At 39.6% G+C, this 18361-nt stretch carries 16 protein-coding genes; 12 read left to right on the top strand and 4 right to left on the bottom strand.

Going from position 1 to position 18361, the window contains the following annotated elements; genetic code table 11:
• Nucleotides 1-16 precede the first annotated feature (16 nt).
• The 5 genes from HRT55_RS15230 to HRT55_RS15210 all read left to right on the top strand — a co-directional run bounded on the left by HRT55_RS15230 (nt 17) and on the right by HRT55_RS15210 (nt 2676).
• Nucleotides 17-559, top strand: coding sequence for a hypothetical protein (locus HRT55_RS15230; protein WP_291622642.1), 543 nt, complete (start codon nt 17-19; stop codon nt 557-559).
• Nucleotides 560-659: 100 nt separating this feature from the next.
• Entirely contained in the window at nt 660-1166 is a 507-nt protein-coding gene (locus HRT55_RS15225; protein ID WP_291622640.1) for a shikimate kinase, read from the top strand.
• A 23-nt stretch (nt 1167-1189) separates the two neighbouring features.
• Nucleotides 1190-1966 (top strand): phytanoyl-CoA dioxygenase family protein, encoded by a 777-nt coding sequence (locus HRT55_RS15220; RefSeq protein ID WP_291622637.1) that lies wholly within the window; start codon nt 1190-1192, stop codon nt 1964-1966.
• Nucleotides 1967-2073: 107 nt separating this feature from the next.
• On the top strand, nt 2074-2262 hold the full coding sequence (locus HRT55_RS15215) for a hypothetical protein (protein WP_291622635.1): 189 nt from the start codon (nt 2074-2076) through the stop codon (nt 2260-2262).
• A gap of 48 nt (nt 2263-2310) precedes the next feature.
• Nucleotides 2311-2676 carry a cupin domain-containing protein gene (locus HRT55_RS15210; protein WP_291622633.1) on the top strand — a complete coding sequence of 122 codons (366 nt, stop codon included), beginning with the start codon at nt 2311-2313 and terminating at the stop codon, nt 2674-2676.
• A 59-nt stretch (nt 2677-2735) separates the two neighbouring features.
• On the opposite strand, the gene HRT55_RS15205 is transcribed toward HRT55_RS15210, so the two are convergent.
• The 3 genes from HRT55_RS15205 to HRT55_RS15195 all read right to left on the bottom strand — a co-directional run bounded on the left by HRT55_RS15205 (nt 2736) and on the right by HRT55_RS15195 (nt 6193).
• Nucleotides 2736-2972, bottom strand: a complete 237-nt coding sequence (locus HRT55_RS15205) for a hypothetical protein (RefSeq protein WP_291622631.1) — start codon at nt 2970-2972, stop codon at nt 2736-2738.
• A gap of 69 nt (nt 2973-3041) precedes the next feature.
• A complete protein-coding gene (locus HRT55_RS15200) occupies nt 3042-3494 on the bottom strand; it encodes a hypothetical protein (protein WP_291622629.1) in 453 nt (150 codons plus the stop codon).
• A gap of 503 nt (nt 3495-3997) precedes the next feature.
• Nucleotides 3998-6193, bottom strand: a complete 2196-nt coding sequence (locus HRT55_RS15195; protein ID WP_291622627.1) for a S46 family peptidase — start codon at nt 6191-6193, stop codon at nt 3998-4000.
• A gap of 308 nt (nt 6194-6501) precedes the next feature.
• Here HRT55_RS15195 and HRT55_RS15190 point away from each other — a divergent pair, with 308 nt between their 5' ends.
• From HRT55_RS15190 to argR, 7 genes are all read left to right on the top strand, one after another.
• Nucleotides 6502-7896: an imelysin family protein gene (locus tag HRT55_RS15190; RefSeq protein WP_291622625.1), complete on the top strand. Its 1395-nt coding sequence runs from the start codon at nt 6502-6504 to the stop codon at nt 7894-7896.
• Between the two features lie 224 nt (nt 7897-8120).
• Entirely contained in the window at nt 8121-9818 is a 1698-nt protein-coding gene (locus HRT55_RS15185; protein ID WP_291622624.1) for a di-heme oxidoredictase family protein, read from the top strand.
• 19 nt (nt 9819-9837) lie between these two features.
• Nucleotides 9838-11304: a di-heme oxidoredictase family protein gene (locus HRT55_RS15180; protein ID WP_291622622.1), complete on the top strand. Its 1467-nt coding sequence runs from the start codon at nt 9838-9840 to the stop codon at nt 11302-11304.
• 42 nt (nt 11305-11346) lie between these two features.
• On the top strand, nt 11347-12507 hold the full coding sequence (locus HRT55_RS15175) for an imelysin family protein (RefSeq protein WP_291622619.1): 1161 nt from the start codon (nt 11347-11349) through the stop codon (nt 12505-12507).
• An 11-nt stretch (nt 12508-12518) separates the two neighbouring features.
• Nucleotides 12519-14822 carry a TonB-dependent receptor gene (locus tag HRT55_RS15170; protein WP_291622618.1) on the top strand — a complete coding sequence of 768 codons (2304 nt, stop codon included), beginning with the start codon at nt 12519-12521 and terminating at the stop codon, nt 14820-14822.
• Between the two features lie 147 nt (nt 14823-14969).
• On the top strand, nt 14970-16082 hold the full coding sequence (locus HRT55_RS15165) for a DUF1513 domain-containing protein (RefSeq protein ID WP_291622616.1): 1113 nt from the start codon (nt 14970-14972) through the stop codon (nt 16080-16082).
• A gap of 150 nt (nt 16083-16232) precedes the next feature.
• Complete coding sequence (gene argR, locus HRT55_RS15160) at nt 16233-16709, top strand: transcriptional regulator ArgR (protein ID WP_291622613.1); 477 nt, start codon at nt 16233-16235, stop codon at nt 16707-16709.
• Nucleotides 16710-16853: 144 nt separating this feature from the next.
• On the opposite strand, the gene HRT55_RS15155 is transcribed toward argR, so the two are convergent.
• Nucleotides 16854-18113 carry an outer membrane protein transport protein gene (locus tag HRT55_RS15155; protein WP_291622611.1) on the bottom strand — a complete coding sequence of 420 codons (1260 nt, stop codon included), beginning with the start codon at nt 18111-18113 and terminating at the stop codon, nt 16854-16856.
• Nucleotides 18114-18361: the final 248 nt, after the last annotated feature.

The following is an 18361-nucleotide window of genomic DNA, read 5'->3' as shown; positions in this document are numbered from 1 at the left end:
CTCACAAGGACAAGTAATGAAGTATTCAATAGTTATTTTTACCTTACTTTTCACCATACTGACAACGGCATGTTCGAGTGTGCCGCTAGCCACCATGATGCATTTTTCGGATGCTAAACCGGACGATTTTTTCCTCGTTGACCCGCTTGGTATCACCGTTAAAGTAACTATAAATAGTAATGCTACTTTTGATCCTGTTGATTCGGTAACTTTATCGGCAATCGTTGAGGATGAAATGGGCCAAAGAACATACTCTTTTCCTCTCGAGCGGGTAAGCATAGATAAAATCCCTGCAGAAAATGGCTATTTCTTCAGTCGGCCGGCAATGGATATCTTCATCTTAAAGCTAAGTGAACCAGCCATTGAAAACTTGGCAATGATTAACCTTGAAAGAAAGTCGGGTAATAAAAAAAATGTCGGTCTATCGGCAGGAGTTAGTTTCTCCAAAGACGTGAACCTAGTTGATGAAAATACAGTGCTTTCAATTGCATTAAAGCTAACAGAAAAAGATGACTTTATTATGTTAATAGACAATTGGCTTGTTCAAGAAGCACATTAGTATGTTTATTTAACCTGTTCTTGCAAGGTAGCAAGGTTTCGTAAGCCTTAAAAGTATGTGATATTAACTGACATAGTTTTTAGGTTGATGGGAGTAAATATTGAGAAAGGTATTAATTTTTGGCAATTCAGCCAGTGGTAAATCTACCTTAGCTAAGCGATTAGCTAAAACAGAAAAGCTAGCCCACTTAGATCTCGATTTGCTCGCTTGGCAAGCTACTACTCCACCAACAAGAACGCCTTTAGTTGAAAGTACGCTAGCCATAGAGCTATTTATTCAACAGCATGAAAGCTGGGTTATCGAAGGCTGTTATAGTGACTTATTAACCATTGCGCAGTCAGCATCAACAGAAATACTATTTATGAATCTATGCATTGATGATTGCATTGTCAATGCCAAAAATCGTCCGTGGGAGCCTCATAAATATGATTCTAAAGCGACACAAGATGCGAACTTAGCTATGTTAATCGAGTGGATTTCTCAATATGAGCTAAGAGAGGATACTTTCTCAAAATCCGCTCACCTGGATTTTTATCAAAACTATGCAGGGATGAAGAAAATGCTGACTAGTAATGTTGAGTGCATAGCTGAGCCTAGCCATAATTAGCAAGTAAAATCAGGCGGGCAGTGATGAAAGAAATATATCAAAAACAGGGCTACTTACTGATTCGAAACTTCCTTAACGATATGGAAGTTTCTGAATTACATTCGGTATTAACTGAATTTCATCAGTTATGGCAGAAGAAAAATGCACAATTTTATCGTCAACAAGCGGTTAACTCGGCGTATCTTACCAGTAATGAATATTTAAATAATACACAAAGAAATCGATTGTTCAGCTTTATTGGCTCAACTAAGGTTATGAATATTGTTAATGAGCTAATACCACAACAGCCTTGTTTCTTAAATACCCAGTTATTCTTTGATCCCGTTAATAAGCAGCAAAGTAATTATTGGCATAGAGATCCACAATATCATTTATCTGTTGAACAACAGAAAGCGGCTTTAGCTGGAGGTGATGCTCTTCACTTTCGTCTGCCGTTAGTTGATGAGCCCGGCCTTGAACTCATTCCTGGAACACATAAGCGTTGGGATAGTGCCGAAGAGCTAAAGGTCCGTCTTGAGCTTGACGGTCATAAAAATAATCAGCCGTTGTCGCAAGGAAAATCAATAAAACTGTTCGCTGGAGATTTATTAGTTTTCTCTGCCAATATGATCCATCGCGGTTTGTATGGCATGGATCGTTTGACATTTGATCTGCTTTTTTGCTCGCCAGAGCCAAGCATCATTGAATTTGTTAATGATGATTGTTTGCCTGCTAAAAGTATCCTAACCAAGCTTGATGACAGTAGTGCTTTTGTTAATAGCCTTCTTTTAAAGAAAGCACTACGGAAAGCGGTAAAGTAAAGCTTAGCAAGCCACGATAAGAAATAACGCTAGCGCAACCGACGAATAAAAACATAGCTAAAACTTAGCTCAAACTTAACTATAGTTACTTGATCAAAGGAGCGAGTATGAGCAAGTTATTAACAACAGCAAAAAATTATTATTGGGCGTCCATCGTGATGTCTTTAGTTGTGGTCTTTCATTTGTTTAGGCAAAATTTTGTCGGTGTGGGTATATTTCTTATTTTATCTGCATTGTTGATCGCTATTGGTTTTATCATTAGTCTAAAAGGCCGAAAAATCTCAACTAAAAGCTAGCGCTATCATTAACGCCATAATTACCTAAAAATAAGCTAAATAAAAATTATGAATAAAATTAATATCAACGAAAAATTCTCATTGTTTGATGATCACTGGTCACCTAAAGTCATTGCCGAGTCTAATGGTCAACTGGTCAAAATAGCAAAAGGTGATGGTGAACTCGTTTGGCATAAACATGATAAGGAAGATGAGTTATTTATCGTCTTTAAAGGTCAATTGACCTTACAATTAAAAGCTGGGGATATAGTGCTTAATCCGGGCGAAATGTATGTAGTGCCTAAGGGGGTTGAACATTGTCCGAAAGCGTTACCGGATACTCACTTTTTAATGGTAGAGCCGGCAAGTACTGCTCATACCGGTGAAACGGTTAGTGACATGACAGTTGCCTCATCAGAGCAAGAGTGGCTTTAAAATATGTAGTCATCTCGAGGTAATGCTATTAGCCATAAGCAACTGACTAGCCATAGAAATCAGCTCTTTTCCTTTATAGCATCCACTTGCTTTTGTTTGATGACTCTTTTATCAACTTGCACCATTTTTATGGTTTGTTCGACCATAGGGTCAGGGCTGAACATCTGCACAAATACACCAAAGGCAAAAGCGATGCCTTTACGTTTTTTGGCTAGCTTTAATAACCAACAGGCAGTAATCGCCAATACAACAAAAAGTAGCCACGGGGCCAGCATCAAATAAAATAAATCTTCCATAGGATTTTCCTAAAATAAACAGTAGCTGCTGCTATTACCAAAAAAATATGGCGCTAGCGTAAAGTTAAATTAAGAAAAATTTTGCTGGGATTGTAACTTTGCCTGATAACAAGACTTTTGAGTATACAAAGCGTTTTGCCTGCCTTGGATATAAGTGTGAGTGATGAGTTGTTCTTGATAGGCCAAGCGAGCAAGTGTTTGTACATTGACTTGGGTAATATCGATATCAGCTGCAAACATTGCAGCGAGAAAAAGTGCGCTAACTTGGCTGTAGTTATGCTCTTGTTGTAATAATGTCTGTAGACTCAAATGAAGGTTTGACTGAACACTTTTCCGATAAGTAAAGTCGTTAAGCACTGTGCTAGCGTTGAATTGTTCTGCTAGGTCAGCAGGATCAGTAACAGCATAGTATTTGTTTGCTAATACCGAAGATAAAGGTAAAGCCAGAGCTGAATGTAATGACAGGGATGCACTAAGTAGTAGTAATAATTTTATTAAAAACTGTATCAAAAAGTTATGCATTGTCCCTCCCTTTTATTTTTAATCCATACGCCATTTTAAGTAAATGACGGCCTTAGCTAATTAATTAATATGGTCATTAGGTTTTTTTTCAAGAGTGATAGTAAAAAATGTGTTGGGATTAATTTTAATATTCTGTATTTTACCAAGCCGTACAAGTGAACCCGCGAATTTCCTACCTGATAAAAATAAAAATCCGGCACATGGCCGGATTTTTATGTTCAGAGGTTGTTAAACCCTAATTGAGCTAATGTTTACTCAACAATATCCATTTCTTCATCTATTTTTAAAATAGGGTTAGTGGCGCCATCTAAGTGCTCCACCTACATTCTACATAAGCCAAAGCATGTAACGCACATCAAGGTGACTTAGTTGCCGGTTTAACATTAGTTAAGTGTTAGTGATACAAAATGCACCTAACTTATTTTTAACAAAGATAATAAAAAACCCGGCATATAGCCGGATTTTTATGTTCAGAGGCTGTTAAACCCTAATTGAGCTAATGTTTACTCAACAATATCCATCTCTTCAATTAGGTTAGTGGCGCCATCTACGTGCTCCATAACCCAAAGCATGTAACGCACATCAACGTGAATTGAGCGATTTAACTTAGTATCGTAATCCCAATCACCAATAATGCTTTCATAAACACCGTCAAACACTAAACCAACAAATTCAGCTTTGTCGTTTAATGTAGGTGAACCTGAGTTACCACCGGTAATATCTAGGGTGCCTAAGTAGTTAACTGGTACTGAGCCAAGGGCTTTTTTCGCGTACTCGCCGTAATGCTTGTTCTTAATTAGCTCTAATTGCTTCTGTGGCGCATCAAATGGTGCAACACCAGTATCTTTAGCAACGATACCTTCAAGGGTGGTATAAGGCGTAGCCGTTAAACCATCTTGCGGAGAGTAACCTTTAACATTACCGTAAGTAATACGTAAAGTGCTGTTCGCATCGGCATATACTGGTAAGTTGTTATCGTTAAAATAAGCAATTAACGCTTCCATGTATTTAGGACGGTAAGCTTGAATATTACCCGCTAATTCTTTTGACTGATCTTCAATGGATTTACGCTCTTTAAAGCTAGTTACCGCTAATTGAATAAACGGGTCTTTGCTGTTGTTAAAGTCGCTAACCGATTTATTCATCAAGGCTAAACGTTGCTCTTGTGAGTTAAGTTTGGTGCTTTTGTACATTCTTCTTAATTGCTTACGTAGCTTCTTCTCATTGAAGTTTTTAGCTGTGCTGTTAGTTAAGCCGAAGAATTGATCAAATGATTTAAGACGTTCAGCTTTAGGTAGCGCAACATAGTGCGTAATCATGGCAACTAAGATTTCTTTATCAATTTTCTCATCAAAACGACGATCAACAGACTTCATGCCTTGTTCAAAACGGGCAATATCACGTTCTTGATAACCACGTTCACGTTCAAGATTAGGTTTTTGTTGCTCAATAGCTAAACGGTGTAAGCTTTTAGCTGTACTTAACATTTTGCTGTAACGCATATAACCAAGAATCAAGTCACGTGCTTGTTGTTTGTCATCTTGCTTAATAAGCTTATTTAAGCCTGATAAGGTATCACCGTATTGTGCTTTACGCTCTGAACTGCTTTTTAGCCACTTAGCTAAGTTAGTTTCAAGCTCTTGTTTACGTTGTAAAAAAGTACCTTTGTTATAGCTGTGGATCATTGAGCCATAGTTTTTAGCATAATTTGCTAAGCCCGCTAAGGTACTTTCGTATTTAATACGTGCTTCACTGCCAACTTCAGAGTGAGTATGAATTAAATCAATAATCTCTTCGCGATAAGCTTTAGCGTGTGGGTAAGTCCAAGAAAAAGTATTTTCAACTTCATAAGCTGTACGGTAACGGTTAGTACGGCCTGGGTAGCCAAGTACCATGATGTAATCACCGTCATCAACACTGCTTTTGTTTACTTTTAAGTGATGTTTAGGTTTATAAGGTACGTTGTCTTTGCTGAAATCAGCAGGTTGACCATCTTTACCAACATAAGCGCGGTAAAAACCGTAATCACCGGTGTGACGTGGCCACATCCAGTTATCGATATCGCCGCCATATTTACCAATACTGCTAGCTGGCGCATGGACTAAACGCACATCACGAATAGTTAGCTGTTTAAATAAGTAATACTCTAAACCGCCGTGGAAGTTAACTACGCTACAGCGGTATCTATCATCATTCTCACATTCAGCGACTAATTTTTTTGAATTTGTGTCAACTGCTTTATAGCGGTCACTACCGGACATTTTGCTCGAAATACCTGATTTTACTAGTTTAGTTACTTCGGTAATTTCTTCTGTTACATAAATGCGACTACCTGGTGTTGCCGGTAATTCTTCAGCGAAATTTTTAGCTAAAAAACCATTTTTAAGTAAATTGTTTTCTGCGGTTGAGTTGTATTGTACTGAGCCGTATACACAATGATGGTTAGTTGCCACCAAGCCTTGGTCAGAAACAAATGATGCGGTACAACCACCAAGACTAACAATGGCGCCCATAGGGAAGCCGGTTAGTTCGGTTAAGTCATTGGGGTTTAATTTTAAGCCCGCTTTAGTTAATTCTTTGGCGATTGTTGGTAATTGGTTTGGTTGCCACATACCTTCATCGGCTAATGCTACCGTGCTGCTTAGCGCTAGTACTGGCAGCATTACTTTTAAGGTAAGTAATTGTTTAAGTTTTTTCATAATATCCCTAACAAAAATTTCTTAGTTATTTCTTCGTTAATAGCTCGCATATAGCGACGTTACTATTTGTTAACACGTGCGGATTTTGCGCTAGTACAGGGCTAGAGTCAAAAAAACACTAAAAATAATGGTTAAAAGCGTGTAAATGGCCGTTATCACTACAAAGGTAGTTTGTTAATACCGCGCGCTATATGAAAAATGCGTTATTTATGTTTAAAAGATGTAACAAAGTGTAGACATAATCTTAATCATAGTTATAATGCGAACCATTATCATTTGTAATTTAACTTTTAGGGATTAGGGTAAACATGAAATTTAGTTCTTTTTCAAAAATATCAGCAGCATTAATCGTTGCTTTAAGCTTAACGGCTTGTGTAGAAGACGGCGATGACGGTATCTCAGGTGTTGTTGGCGTAGACGGTGCTGCCGGTAAAAGCGGTGTAAGTACTTTTGTTACCCGTGACGATGTTATTAAAACTAACGCTAATATTGCTTATGCAGCTTATTCAGACGCACTAATCAGTGCTACTGAGCTTAAAGTTGTTCTTGAGTCATTTGTTGCAGCGCCAACAACGGCTAATTTTGCTTTAGCAAAACAAGCTTGGCTAGATTCACGCGAACCATACGGACAAACTGAAGTTTACCGTTTTCGCCAAGGTCCTATCGATGAATTAAAAGCTGATGGCACATTAGGCAAAGATGATGCTGGTGAAGGCCCTGAAGGTTTAATCAATGCATGGCCATTAGGTGAAGCAATTATTGATTACGTAGAGCCTGTAGATGGTTTATCTGGTCCGGAAAGCCCAGCTAATGCAATCACTGATAACATTATTGCTAACACCACTGATTACTCAACCATTGATGCTGCGACCTTAGAAGGCCTTTTTGAGCATGGTGAAGATGGCCGTAACGTAACTACAGGTTACCACGCGATTGAGTTTTTATTATGGGGACAGGATTTAAACAAAGATTTATCAGGTGCTGGTACACGTGATAATTCGGCTGGTCAACGTCCAGTAACAGATTATTCAAATACAGTTAACGCATGTACTTCAGGTACGGTTGCTACAACGGATAATATTTGTGTTCGTCGTGGTCAATACCTAGTGACTACTGCTGAATTACTTATTAAAGAATTGAAAGCAGTTACCGAGCAATGGGAACCAGTTTCCGGTGCACACTACCAGAACTTTGTTGCTGGTGGCGATGTATCGTTAGCAAAAATTCTTGAAGGCATGGGTCGTTTAAGTTTCGGTGAATTAGCCGGCGAACGTATCAATATTGCCTTAATTGAAAATTCTCAAGAAGATGAACATTCTTGTTTTAGTGATAACACTCACAGAGATATTTTCTTAAATGCCAAAGGTGTACAAAACAGCTTTAACGCTAAATATGTTCGCATTGACGGTGAAGTGATTGAAGGCGCTTCAATTTATGACTTACTAGTAGTTGAAGAACAGCATGAATTAGCTAACAAATTACGTGGTGCGTTAGAAGCAACTATGGCTGCTGCTGCGGTAATTGATACTAAAGCTAAAACAGGCATGCCATTTGATATTTTAATTCAAGAAGGCATTACTCAACCAAATATTAAAGCAATTATTGACGCATTAGTTGCACAAACTGATGATATTGAAGCTGTAATTGATGCACTTGGTGTTACAAAAAATGACCTTAGAGGTGATACAGACCAAGATATCTAAAACGCAATTGTTTTAGTAAATATTTTGTTTGTAGGTAATGGGCTTTAGTTGAGCCCATTACCATATACAAAGATATCACCATCCACATAAGTGAGTATTCATTTATGTGGATTAATTCGTTTAAAGCCAAGCATGTATATACCGAAACAACCTCAAGAAGCAGGATTCAGCCGTCCTGAAATGAGCACCTTGAAGTAGTTTGGGTATAAATTGAGAGCACAATAATGCATAAAAGCGCAGTCGTTATTTTCCTAAGTTTCTTTTTACTCAGTACAGTTTTATCAGGTTGTGGAGGCTCTGATCCTGTAGAGACAGTTACGCCAATACCTGAGCCAACAACGCCAGAGCCAGTACTGGACCACAGTGGTTTAACACCTATAAGTATCGATGTAATAGATAAGTTGGAATATTTATCAGGTGGTGATGCCACCGTATTTGTCAGTAATGAGAATGCCTTTAGCAGAAAACCAGCATTGATTATTGATGACTTTCAGTTAGACGGATTTTTTACCCAAGGTGATCACCTATTTCGCACGCCAGATGATGATATAGGGCCAATTTTAAGTACCGGTAGTTGCCAAGGTTGTCATTTAAATGATGGTCGTGGCGTAGTCCCTGGTACACCTACTACACCAATGAGCAGTATGTTGGTTAAATTAGCCAATGGCAAAGGTGAAGCGGATCCAATGTATGGTGACCAAATTCAACCTTTTTCCATTCATGGATTTATGGATGGTAATGCTTTGAGTGCCGGTTTTTCTAAACATGATGGTTCTGTCAGTGGTGTCCAGCTTTATGGTGAAGCATTTCCATTCATCGTTTTTGAAACCATCATTGGTTCATATCCAGATGGAACAGCTTACGCCTTACGTAACCCAGTTTATAAAGTGCGTGATTTAAGTTATGGCCCTTTTATGGACGATATACGTTTTTCTGCGCGTGTGGCTCCGCAAGCATTTGGTGTTGGTTTACTGGATGCTATTCCACAAGAAAATTTACTTGCCCTTGTTGATGAAGATGATGTTAACGGCGATGGTATTTCTGGTCGCGCTTCCATGGTGACAAATGTTTTCTCGACTAAAGGCAATGATGAAAAGGTCATTGGTCGTTTCGCATACAAAGCGCAAAACCCTACGGTGTTACAACAAGTTGCTGGTGCTTATAACGGCGATATGGGTGTATCTACCAGTGTCATTTCTAGTGAGCCGTGTTTAGACACACAACTTGCTTGTCTATTTGCTGCTGAACAAGAAAATAAAACGGGTGATGTGGTTGATTTAGGTGATCACTCACTTGCCTTAGTTGAATTCTATAACCGTGTTTTAGCCGTTCCTGCCCGCCGTGGTTATGATAAAGATAGCGATATTTGGACTGAGGAAGTGACTGCGGGCCGAAAATTATTTTTACAAGCAAATTGTAGTGGCTGTCATACACCACGTCATGTAACTGGTGATGCTAAAGGTAGTGAACTTGGTGAATTAACTTTAGGTGGTTTAACTGCTAATACTGACACTCAGCATGCTGAATCTATTGCGGTATTGTCAAATCAAACTATTTATCCTTATACCAATTTATTACTGCATGACATGGGCGGCTCATGTGTAGTGACTAGAGAAACAACGGATGGTTTATCTTGTTCATCGGGCGCAGAATGTTTATATGTGCAGCGCTGTGATGGCTTAGCAGATGGCGTTATTCAAGGTGATGCCAGCGGCACTGAATGGAAAACTCCGGCGTTATGGGGCTTAGGTTTAGTACAAACTGTTAATCAAGATGCAAGTTTTTTACATGATGGACGTGCTCGCACCATTGAAGAAGCGGTTTTATGGCATGACGGTGAAGCTAAAAAATCTAAAGAAGTCTTTATGAATTACAGCAAAGCTGAGCGTGAACAGCTACTTGCTTTCCTTAAATCCTTATAAGATGTGGCGCTGTAGTTTAATGCGATTAATAACAAAATCTCTATTTATCACCGGACTGGTAGCGACTTTATCGGCCTGTGATAAGCCGGAAACAGATACTAAAAATAAAGCGCAAGCTCCTGTATTTGAGCAAAGTGAAATTAAAACCGGTGGTGGTATCACTCATAAACGTTTGTATGCCAGTTACCTCTATCCGGGCGAGAAACTTAGTAGTAAACAACAACTAGATTTTTGGACAGGTTTTTCCTTTTTCCGTGATCCTTGGGTAGCGGCGCCTAGTGCCACCGGTAATCGTGATGGCTTAGGGCCGCTATTTAATACTCGCTCTTGTATTGCCTGTCATACCGCAGGTTCACGCGCCAGAATTGATGAAGTAGGTCATATTTTACCTTTATCATTAGTGGTGCGTTTAGGCAGTAAGGATGCAAACATAACCGGTGTAGATCCTATCTATGGCGGTCAAATTCAGCCAAGGGCAATCAGCTACCGTTTAACTGATGCTGCCATGATAAAAAAATCGCCTTACACGGACAACGTTGGTGAAGCTTGGCTAGATAAAAGTTATGACAAAATATCAGGCAGTTTTGCCGATGGTGAGCTTTATCAGTTATTTAAACCGAGTTATCAACTAACAAAGTTAGCTTATGGCGAACTTGCACCGCATATAGGTTTGTCGGTTAGGTTGGCGCCCAATATTTTTGGTATGGGTTTACTCAATGCCATCAAAACGGCTGATTTACTTAGTCAAGAAGACATCAATGATAGTGATGGTAATGGTATCTCGGCAAAATATAACCGTGTGCCTAATGTCATAACTGGCGACATAGAAGTAGGGCGCTTTGGTTTCAAAGCTAAACAACCTAATTTGCATCAGCAAGTCGCTGCCGCCTTTCGCGATGACATTGGTATTACTAATACTAGCTTCCCCGATGAAAGTTGTACTAAAACACAAATGGCTTGTAACTATGCTGCCGAGTATGGCGGCCATAGTTTGGCTGATTTAGAAATACCGGATAATCGCCTCGACTTTACCGTCACCTTTAATGAATTACTCGGCGTGCCTCCGGCTAGAAATCTAAAAAGTAAAACAGTGCAAACAGGTAGAGAATTATTCTATCAACTGCAATGCCAGCAATGTCATAGGCCAAGTTATGTCACCGATGAAAACTATCCAGTGAAGGAACTAGCCAAACAAACCATTTGGCCTTACACCGATTTAGCCTTACATGATATGGGTGACGGCTTAGCCGACGGTGTTCATGAATTTAACGCCAGTGGTCGAGAGTGGCGTACCGCGCCCTTGTGGGGAATTGGCTTACAGAAATATAAAACCGGGCAGCAACGCTTTTTACACGATGGTAGAGCGCGCACGATCAGCGAAGCTATTTTATGGCATGGCGGAGAAGCAGGACCTGCTAAACAGGCTTATGTAGCACTAAACAAACAACAACGAGATGCCTTAGTTAAATTTGTAAAGGCAATCTAGGACAATTCAATGGAAGTTAACCAGACAATGATAAAAACTAACATGAAATTTCTAACTAAAACACCAACGCGAGTATTCACTAGCTTGTTCTTTGCTGCTGCGTTAACAGCTTGTGGCGGTAGCTCTGAAACAATTACTGATCCTATTGATCCTGAACCGGCAACACCAGGGACCACTATCGAAGATGAATTCGGTTTGTGGCTTACTGATTTAGCCAATAATCATGTTTTGCCAAGTTATCAAAACTTGCAAGCTAGCTCCACTGCGCTTAGCAGCCAAACTTCTGAATTTTGTGCTAAAGCAAGCAATAACAATGACGAGCTAGTAGTACTACAACAATCATGGCGTGCAGTAGTAGCAAGTTGGCAAACTATTGCCTGGTTAAAAGTCGGGCCGATTATTAATGATAATCGTATTTTTAGACTGCATTACTGGCCTGATAGTAAAGACAATGTCGGCCGCGGGGTTGCTAACTTACTTGCTAGCAGTGAAGAAATTAACGAAGCTTTTATTGCTAAGCAAAGTGTCGGTAGCCAAGGTTTGCCAGCACTAGAGCTATTATTATTTCCCGAAGAAAATCAAGATAACTTGCTTAATGCCAGTGATAAAGACAAGCGCTGTCAAGTATTAACGGCAATAAGCGCCAACGTTGCCACTATCAGTGCAGCAGTTAATAGTGAATGGCAAATAGCGGGAGGTAATTATCATGCACAACTTACCCAAGGCACAGGTGATTTCAGCAGTAAAAAAGATGCCGTTGAAGAATTAGTCACTAACTGGCTTGAGCAAATTGAACGTGTTAAAGATGAAAAAATGTTAGTACCTTTATCGGTTGCTAGTCCTGGCATTCCAACGATTGCCGAGCATGTATTAAGTGATGAGTCGGTTACTAGTCTTCAAAATAATATCGCCACCTTCAAGGTTATCTATAGCGCAGGTGGAGGTCATGGCTTTGATAACATTTTAATTGACCATTTAAGCCAACAAAATATAGCCACGGAAATGTTAACGGCAATTGATGGCTCAATTACTGCCGCTAACGAGCTAACCGGCAACTATGAAACCTTATTGAAAACCGCGGAAGGTCGTGCGCAAATCACCACCACCATTGATGCATTACGAGCGCTTAGAGATGTGTTGACCGTCGACTTTGTCCAAGCCACTGATATTAATATCGGTTTTAACTCAAATGACGGCGATTAGAGGTTCAGGAAATGACAACATTAGTAGTAGCAAAAACACCTGTGGCGTTAGCACTGACTTTAGCCTTAACATTCGCTAGTCAGCATAGTTTTGCTGCAGATGAGCAAAGCCCAAGTGGCGATGAAAAGTCCTCAGTAAATAAGAAAGTAGAAGTGATTAGCATTTTTGGTAGTCATAATCAGCTGGAGACTGCGACAGGTTCGGCAGTAGTGATTGGTGCCGCGCAATTAGATTTATTCGAATTTGATGATATACACCGGGTATTGCAAAGTGTGCCAGGCGTTTATATACGCGAAGAAGATGGTTATGGCTTACGCCCTAATATTGGTCTGCGCGGCGCGACTTCAGAGCGAAGTAGTAAAATTGCTTTAATGGAAGATGGTATTTTAATTGCGCCAGCACCTTATGCAGCACCGGCGGCTTATTATTTCCCTATGATGTCACGCATGACCCAAGTCGAAATCTTCAAAGGCCCATCGGCTATTCAATATGGACCTAATACGGTTGGCGGTGCAATTAATATGGTCTCCCGTGGTATTACTGAAAATACTGTCGATCAGGGCGGAGAAGGCATGATTGACTTGGCTTACGGTCAAGACAACTATCAAAAAGCCCATGGCTACTATTCGCAAAATATCGCCAGTGATAATGCGATAACCGGCAAAGGAGAAATTGGCGTATTAGTGGAAGCTATTCACTTGGGCTCTGATGGTTTTAAATCATTGATCAATGCTCAGGGTAATTCGCTCGATACCGGTTTTGAAAAAAACGAAGTGATAATGAAGCTGAACTATGTGCCATCTTCATCCGCAAGCAATCAATTCTTCCAATTTAAAATGGGCTATGGTGAAGAAGTATCGAATGAAACTTACTTAGGTTTAACTGATGAAGATTTTGGCCAAGATGGCAAGGTTCGTTACTTAGCCAGTCAAAAAGATCAAATGGATTGGGAGCACTACCAATTTCAGCTATCACATTATATTGAATTAACTGATGACATTAGTCTATTCAGTCAGGCATATCACAGAGAGTTTGATAGAGACTGGGACAGATTTAATAGCTTTAATACTAACCGCAGTATGCAAACGATTTTAACCTCGCCTGATACCGGTGTGAATAAACTCTTTATGGAAGTGCTGCGCGGCGACCGTGATAGTTTAACCGATAAAGAAGCGTTAATTTTTACCTTAAATGATCGCCGTTATTACTCAAAAGGTATCGAAACTAAGTTAACTTGGGATACTAGCATTGCTTCGGCTGAAGTGATTGTTGACAGCGGCATTCGTCTGCATCAAGACAATGTTACTCGCAAACATACGGCGAGTTATTATGATATGAAATCGGGTGTTATGGAGCTAAACGGCACGCCTAGTGAGATTATTACCCATAATGATGATACGGCAACGGCAATTGCTGCCTTTACCAATGTTAATGCGGTAATTGATAATTTTCATATTACCCTTGGTCTGCGTGTTGAACACATTGAAGGCGAGGCGATAGATTATCTTGCTAATGGTAATACTAGTGTTGATGCACCAAGCATTGACAAAAATTCAGATACGGTGTTTTTACCCGGCGCAGGTTTGTTTTACCAGTTAACCGCAGATCACGGTTTACTGGTTGGTGTTAATAAAGGTTATGTGCCGAATAGCCCAGGACAAGCAAGTAATGTTGCTCCCGAAGAAAGTTGGAATTATGAATTTGGCTGGCGTTACAGCACAGACGATATTCAAGGAGAGGTGATTGGCTTTTATAATGATTACAGTAATCTAAAAGGCGCCTGTACTTTTTCTAGTGGTTGTATACAAAAACTTGATCAAGAGTTCAATGGTGGTGAAGTTGATGTTTATGGTATCGAAGCGTCGACTAGCATTAGTTGGCAATTAACCGATAGCTTAACTGTGCCGGTAAAAGTGGCTTATACCTATAGTCAGTCGGAATTCCAAAATAGCTTTGATTCAACTTTCTCTCAATGGGGCAGTGTCGAAGTGGGCGATGAATTACCTTATTTACCGGAACAGCAATTATCGATAGAAGCTGGCTTACAAGCTGAGTATTGGCAAGCCTCTTTGTTGTTTAAATATATCACTGAGATGAGTGAAGCGGCAGGCAGTAATACTGAGCTTGAGGGCTTAACGACAGATGAGTTAATACAAGTTGATTTTTCTGCTTGGTATCAAGTTAATAAGCAAATAAAACTATACGGTAAAGTTGATAATATTACCGATGAAGAAGTGATTGTTTCTCGTCGACCATTTGGTGCTCGTCCAGGTAAACCTAGGCAAGTAATCGTCGGTGTTAAATATAGTTTTTAGGGTGTTAGTTTAAATGCTTTTTGCGCTTTTTATCAAAAGTGAGGACGAGGGAGTTATCTAGTGAAGCTATGATATTTTCCACGCGCCTCGGTCAAAAAGTATTTTATTAAAACAAGAGCTTAATTTGCAGTAAAAGAAGATAAGTATATGATCAGTCGTCGAAAATTTTTATGTGGTTTAGGTTTTGTTGGTGCTGTTGGCGCTATCAGCACCTTACCACTTACTTCATTGCTAAATGGCAAAAAAAATTGGTTAGTGAGTGGCTGTAGTGATAATAAAGGTAACTTCTTTGCTGCAGCTTTTGACATAACAGGACGATTAATTAGTAAGGTAGCCTTACCTGCCCGTGGCCATGAGGTTATTGGCATAAAAAGTAAACCTGGCCATGCGCTGGTATTTGCTCGTCGCCCGGGGAACTATGTGTTGGAGATAGACTTTAACCGTGGTGAAGTGGTTAATACTATTGACGTTAGTGCCGGTCAGCGCTTTTATGGCCATGGAATACTAATAGCAAATGATAGTGTTTTATTAACTACGGAAAATGATTACCACAGCGGTAAAGGCCTTATTGTTTTACGTGACCGGAAAACTCAACAAATTATTGAGCAATATGACTCGGGTGGTATTGGCCCACATCAATTGGCGGTGATGCCAAATTCAAATGAACAACAGATTGTCATAGCTAATGGCGGTATTCAAACACATCCAGATCAGGCTCGTAAAAAGTTAAACCTTAATTCAATGCGGCCAAATCTTGCTTATATGGCTTTAGACTCAGGGCAAATAGCAGCCAAATTTGAGTTGGAAAATAAGCAGCTCAGTATTCGACATTTAGCGGTTAGCTCACAAGGTAAAGTGGTTGCAGGATTGCAATATCAAGGCGCTTCAACCGATGAAGTGCCTCTTGCCATTTCTCACCATGGCGAAGAGCAATTAACCTTATTAAAGGCTGAGACCAAAACTTGGCGTAGCATGAAGCAATATACCGCCAGCGTTTGTATTAACAGTAAGCGTAATACCGTAGCCATCACTTGCCCTAAAGCAAATTTACTGACCTATTGGCAACTAGACAGCAATGAGTTTATCGCCAGTCATAAACTAAAAGATGCTGCGGGAGCAACGTTAATAGCCGACAGTTTTATTGCTACTACCGGTAGAGGGTTGGTTATTTGGCAAAATGAGCCGCTAAAACCTTATCAAATTAGCGGTGATTTCAATGAGCTGCGTTGGGATAACCATATGGCGGCTATTCAAGCTTAAGTTATTCCTTAACTTATACCTAAATTAATGCCTTAGCTTAAGGCTACAGTCATGTTTAAAATAAAGCATCGACAAGTGAATAAATATTCACTTGGCAAGCATCATTAGTGTAGAATCACGATATACCAATTAATTATATGAAGAAGCTAAATGACTAGTAGTCGTAAAGAGAGAGAATCCTTATTAGTTCAGGCCTTTAAGCGCTTATTAAAAGAGCAATGTTATGGCTCTCAAGGTCAGTTAGCACAAGCTCTTGCCCTACAGGGTTTCGATGATATGTCACAAGCGAAAATCTCGCGTTTATTATCTAAGCTTGGCGCAGTAAAAACGCGCAATACTAATAATGAAATGATTTACATTCTGCCAGATGAGCTAGCAGTACCTAAGTCTAAACAGTCAATTGAATCAGTGGTGTTGAGTGTAAAGCATAATAATATGCAAATAATTTTAAAGACCGGTATTGGCGCAGCGCCATTAATTTCTCGTATGCTAGATAGTATGGGTGAATCTGCGGGGATTTTAGGCACGTTAGCTGGCGATGATACTATTTTCATTGCCCCAGTTGATGTGGATAATATTGAAGAAATTACTCAGTCTATTCGTAATCTTTTAGCGGTAAAAGACTAGCGGTAAAGCTAAGTGTTAAAAAACTCTTTTCTAAGCTTGCTAGATTAAAGATGTCCTCACCAAGTTGATGAGGACTCTCTTAAAAAACTATTCAACTATTCAATGATTTAAGGTTGATTAGTCTTCTAGCCTAAAGTACCACGTTTAAAAAACGTGGTTATATTGTGCAGAAACAAGGTAAGCATCGCCTTTTGACTCAAATGTCCAATCTTGGTCAAAATCATCAGTTTCAGTAAATGTTTGAGCTTCACCTTTAACAATACTAACACCAAAATCTAATGATGATTTATTGGTGAAAGTATAATTTAAACCACCACTTAACCAGATACGGTTAGTATCAGGAATTGAGATAGACATGTGATTTTCATCGGCTGGTGATTCATCATAAGCAATACCCGTTCTTAGCTTGATATTACTACTAAGTTGGTAGGTAGCACCTAAAGCATAACGCATCGAATTTGAGAAGTTTTCTTCTTTTGCAAAAACTGGATCATTTTGTCCTTCCATATAACCGGCTAGTTGATCAAAACTGCTCCAACCTGTCCACATTGCTGAGTAATGCACTGCAACCGTATCAGTTAATTGATGTAAGCCAGAAAATTCCATAATAGCCGGTAAGTCGATATTCATAGTGCCAGGTACCACTTTTCCGCCTAGACCAAGGTATTCTGGAGGTAGGTCATTGCTGTAATCACCCTCAAGTTCTAGCTTTACTTCACTGCGATAGCTAAAGCCTAAACGATGATTCTCATTAAAATCATACGACAGACCTATGTTCCAACCATAAGAAATATCATCACCGGCTAAATTGGCTGCTTCAAAGTCAGCAGGTAGTCCCAAAGGATTTTCACCAAAGTTACGCACTAACGAAGCATCGGCATAAATAATATTCAGGCCACCAGCAATGACAAACTGGTCATTCACTTTATAAGAAAGGCTGGTATTAAAGTTAACCGTAGTAATTGAAGTTTCACCAGCTAGTGAACCAGCAGCGTAGTCTTCAGGAAACTCAGTCGCTAAACCAAAGTTAGAGAAAGTGCCAAAACCGAGAGCAAATTTGTCATTTAGAGGCATAACTAGGTACATTGCCGGAATGATTGCACTTGGCGCTATGCTGTCATTATTTAATGCAGCAGGGTTTGTACCGTTTGATGCATCTATACCGGTTAAGCTGACATCAGGCATTACATAAGTGCCTGACATTGAGAATTCCATGGTATCGAACTGCGCCATAAGCGCAGGGTTACGGGCAACAACAGAAGCATCATCTGCAATGGCAGCTTCACCAGCAAAGGCTCTACCTAAACCAGCAGCACTGTGCTCAGCTAACTGAAAGGCAGCACCAACACTGTAAAAAGATGAGCAGGTTAACGATAGCGCTAATAAGGATTTCTTGAATCTCATGACTTTGGGACCATTTATTATAATATTAAGGTAATGAGCCTACCGCAAAGGTCAGACCAGAACTGTTATCAATAGTGAGAACTGGTAACCAGTTTGTTATCCAGGCTATTGTCGAACTATTGTTGAACTGTTATTTTTTTCATATTGGTATTAGAAAAAATTCTCGTTTGTCGCGCTTTTATTAATGTAGGTCAAGGTCAAATTCAGTCGCTGCTTTACTATACAAATATTGATAATGGTATTTGACA

It is taken from the genome of Colwellia sp. (assembly GCF_013214175.1).
GTDB lineage: Bacteria > Pseudomonadota > Gammaproteobacteria > Enterobacterales > Alteromonadaceae > Colwellia.
Note: the sequence above shows the minus strand (reverse complement) of the source record. Positions and strands in the feature narration are given on the sequence as shown.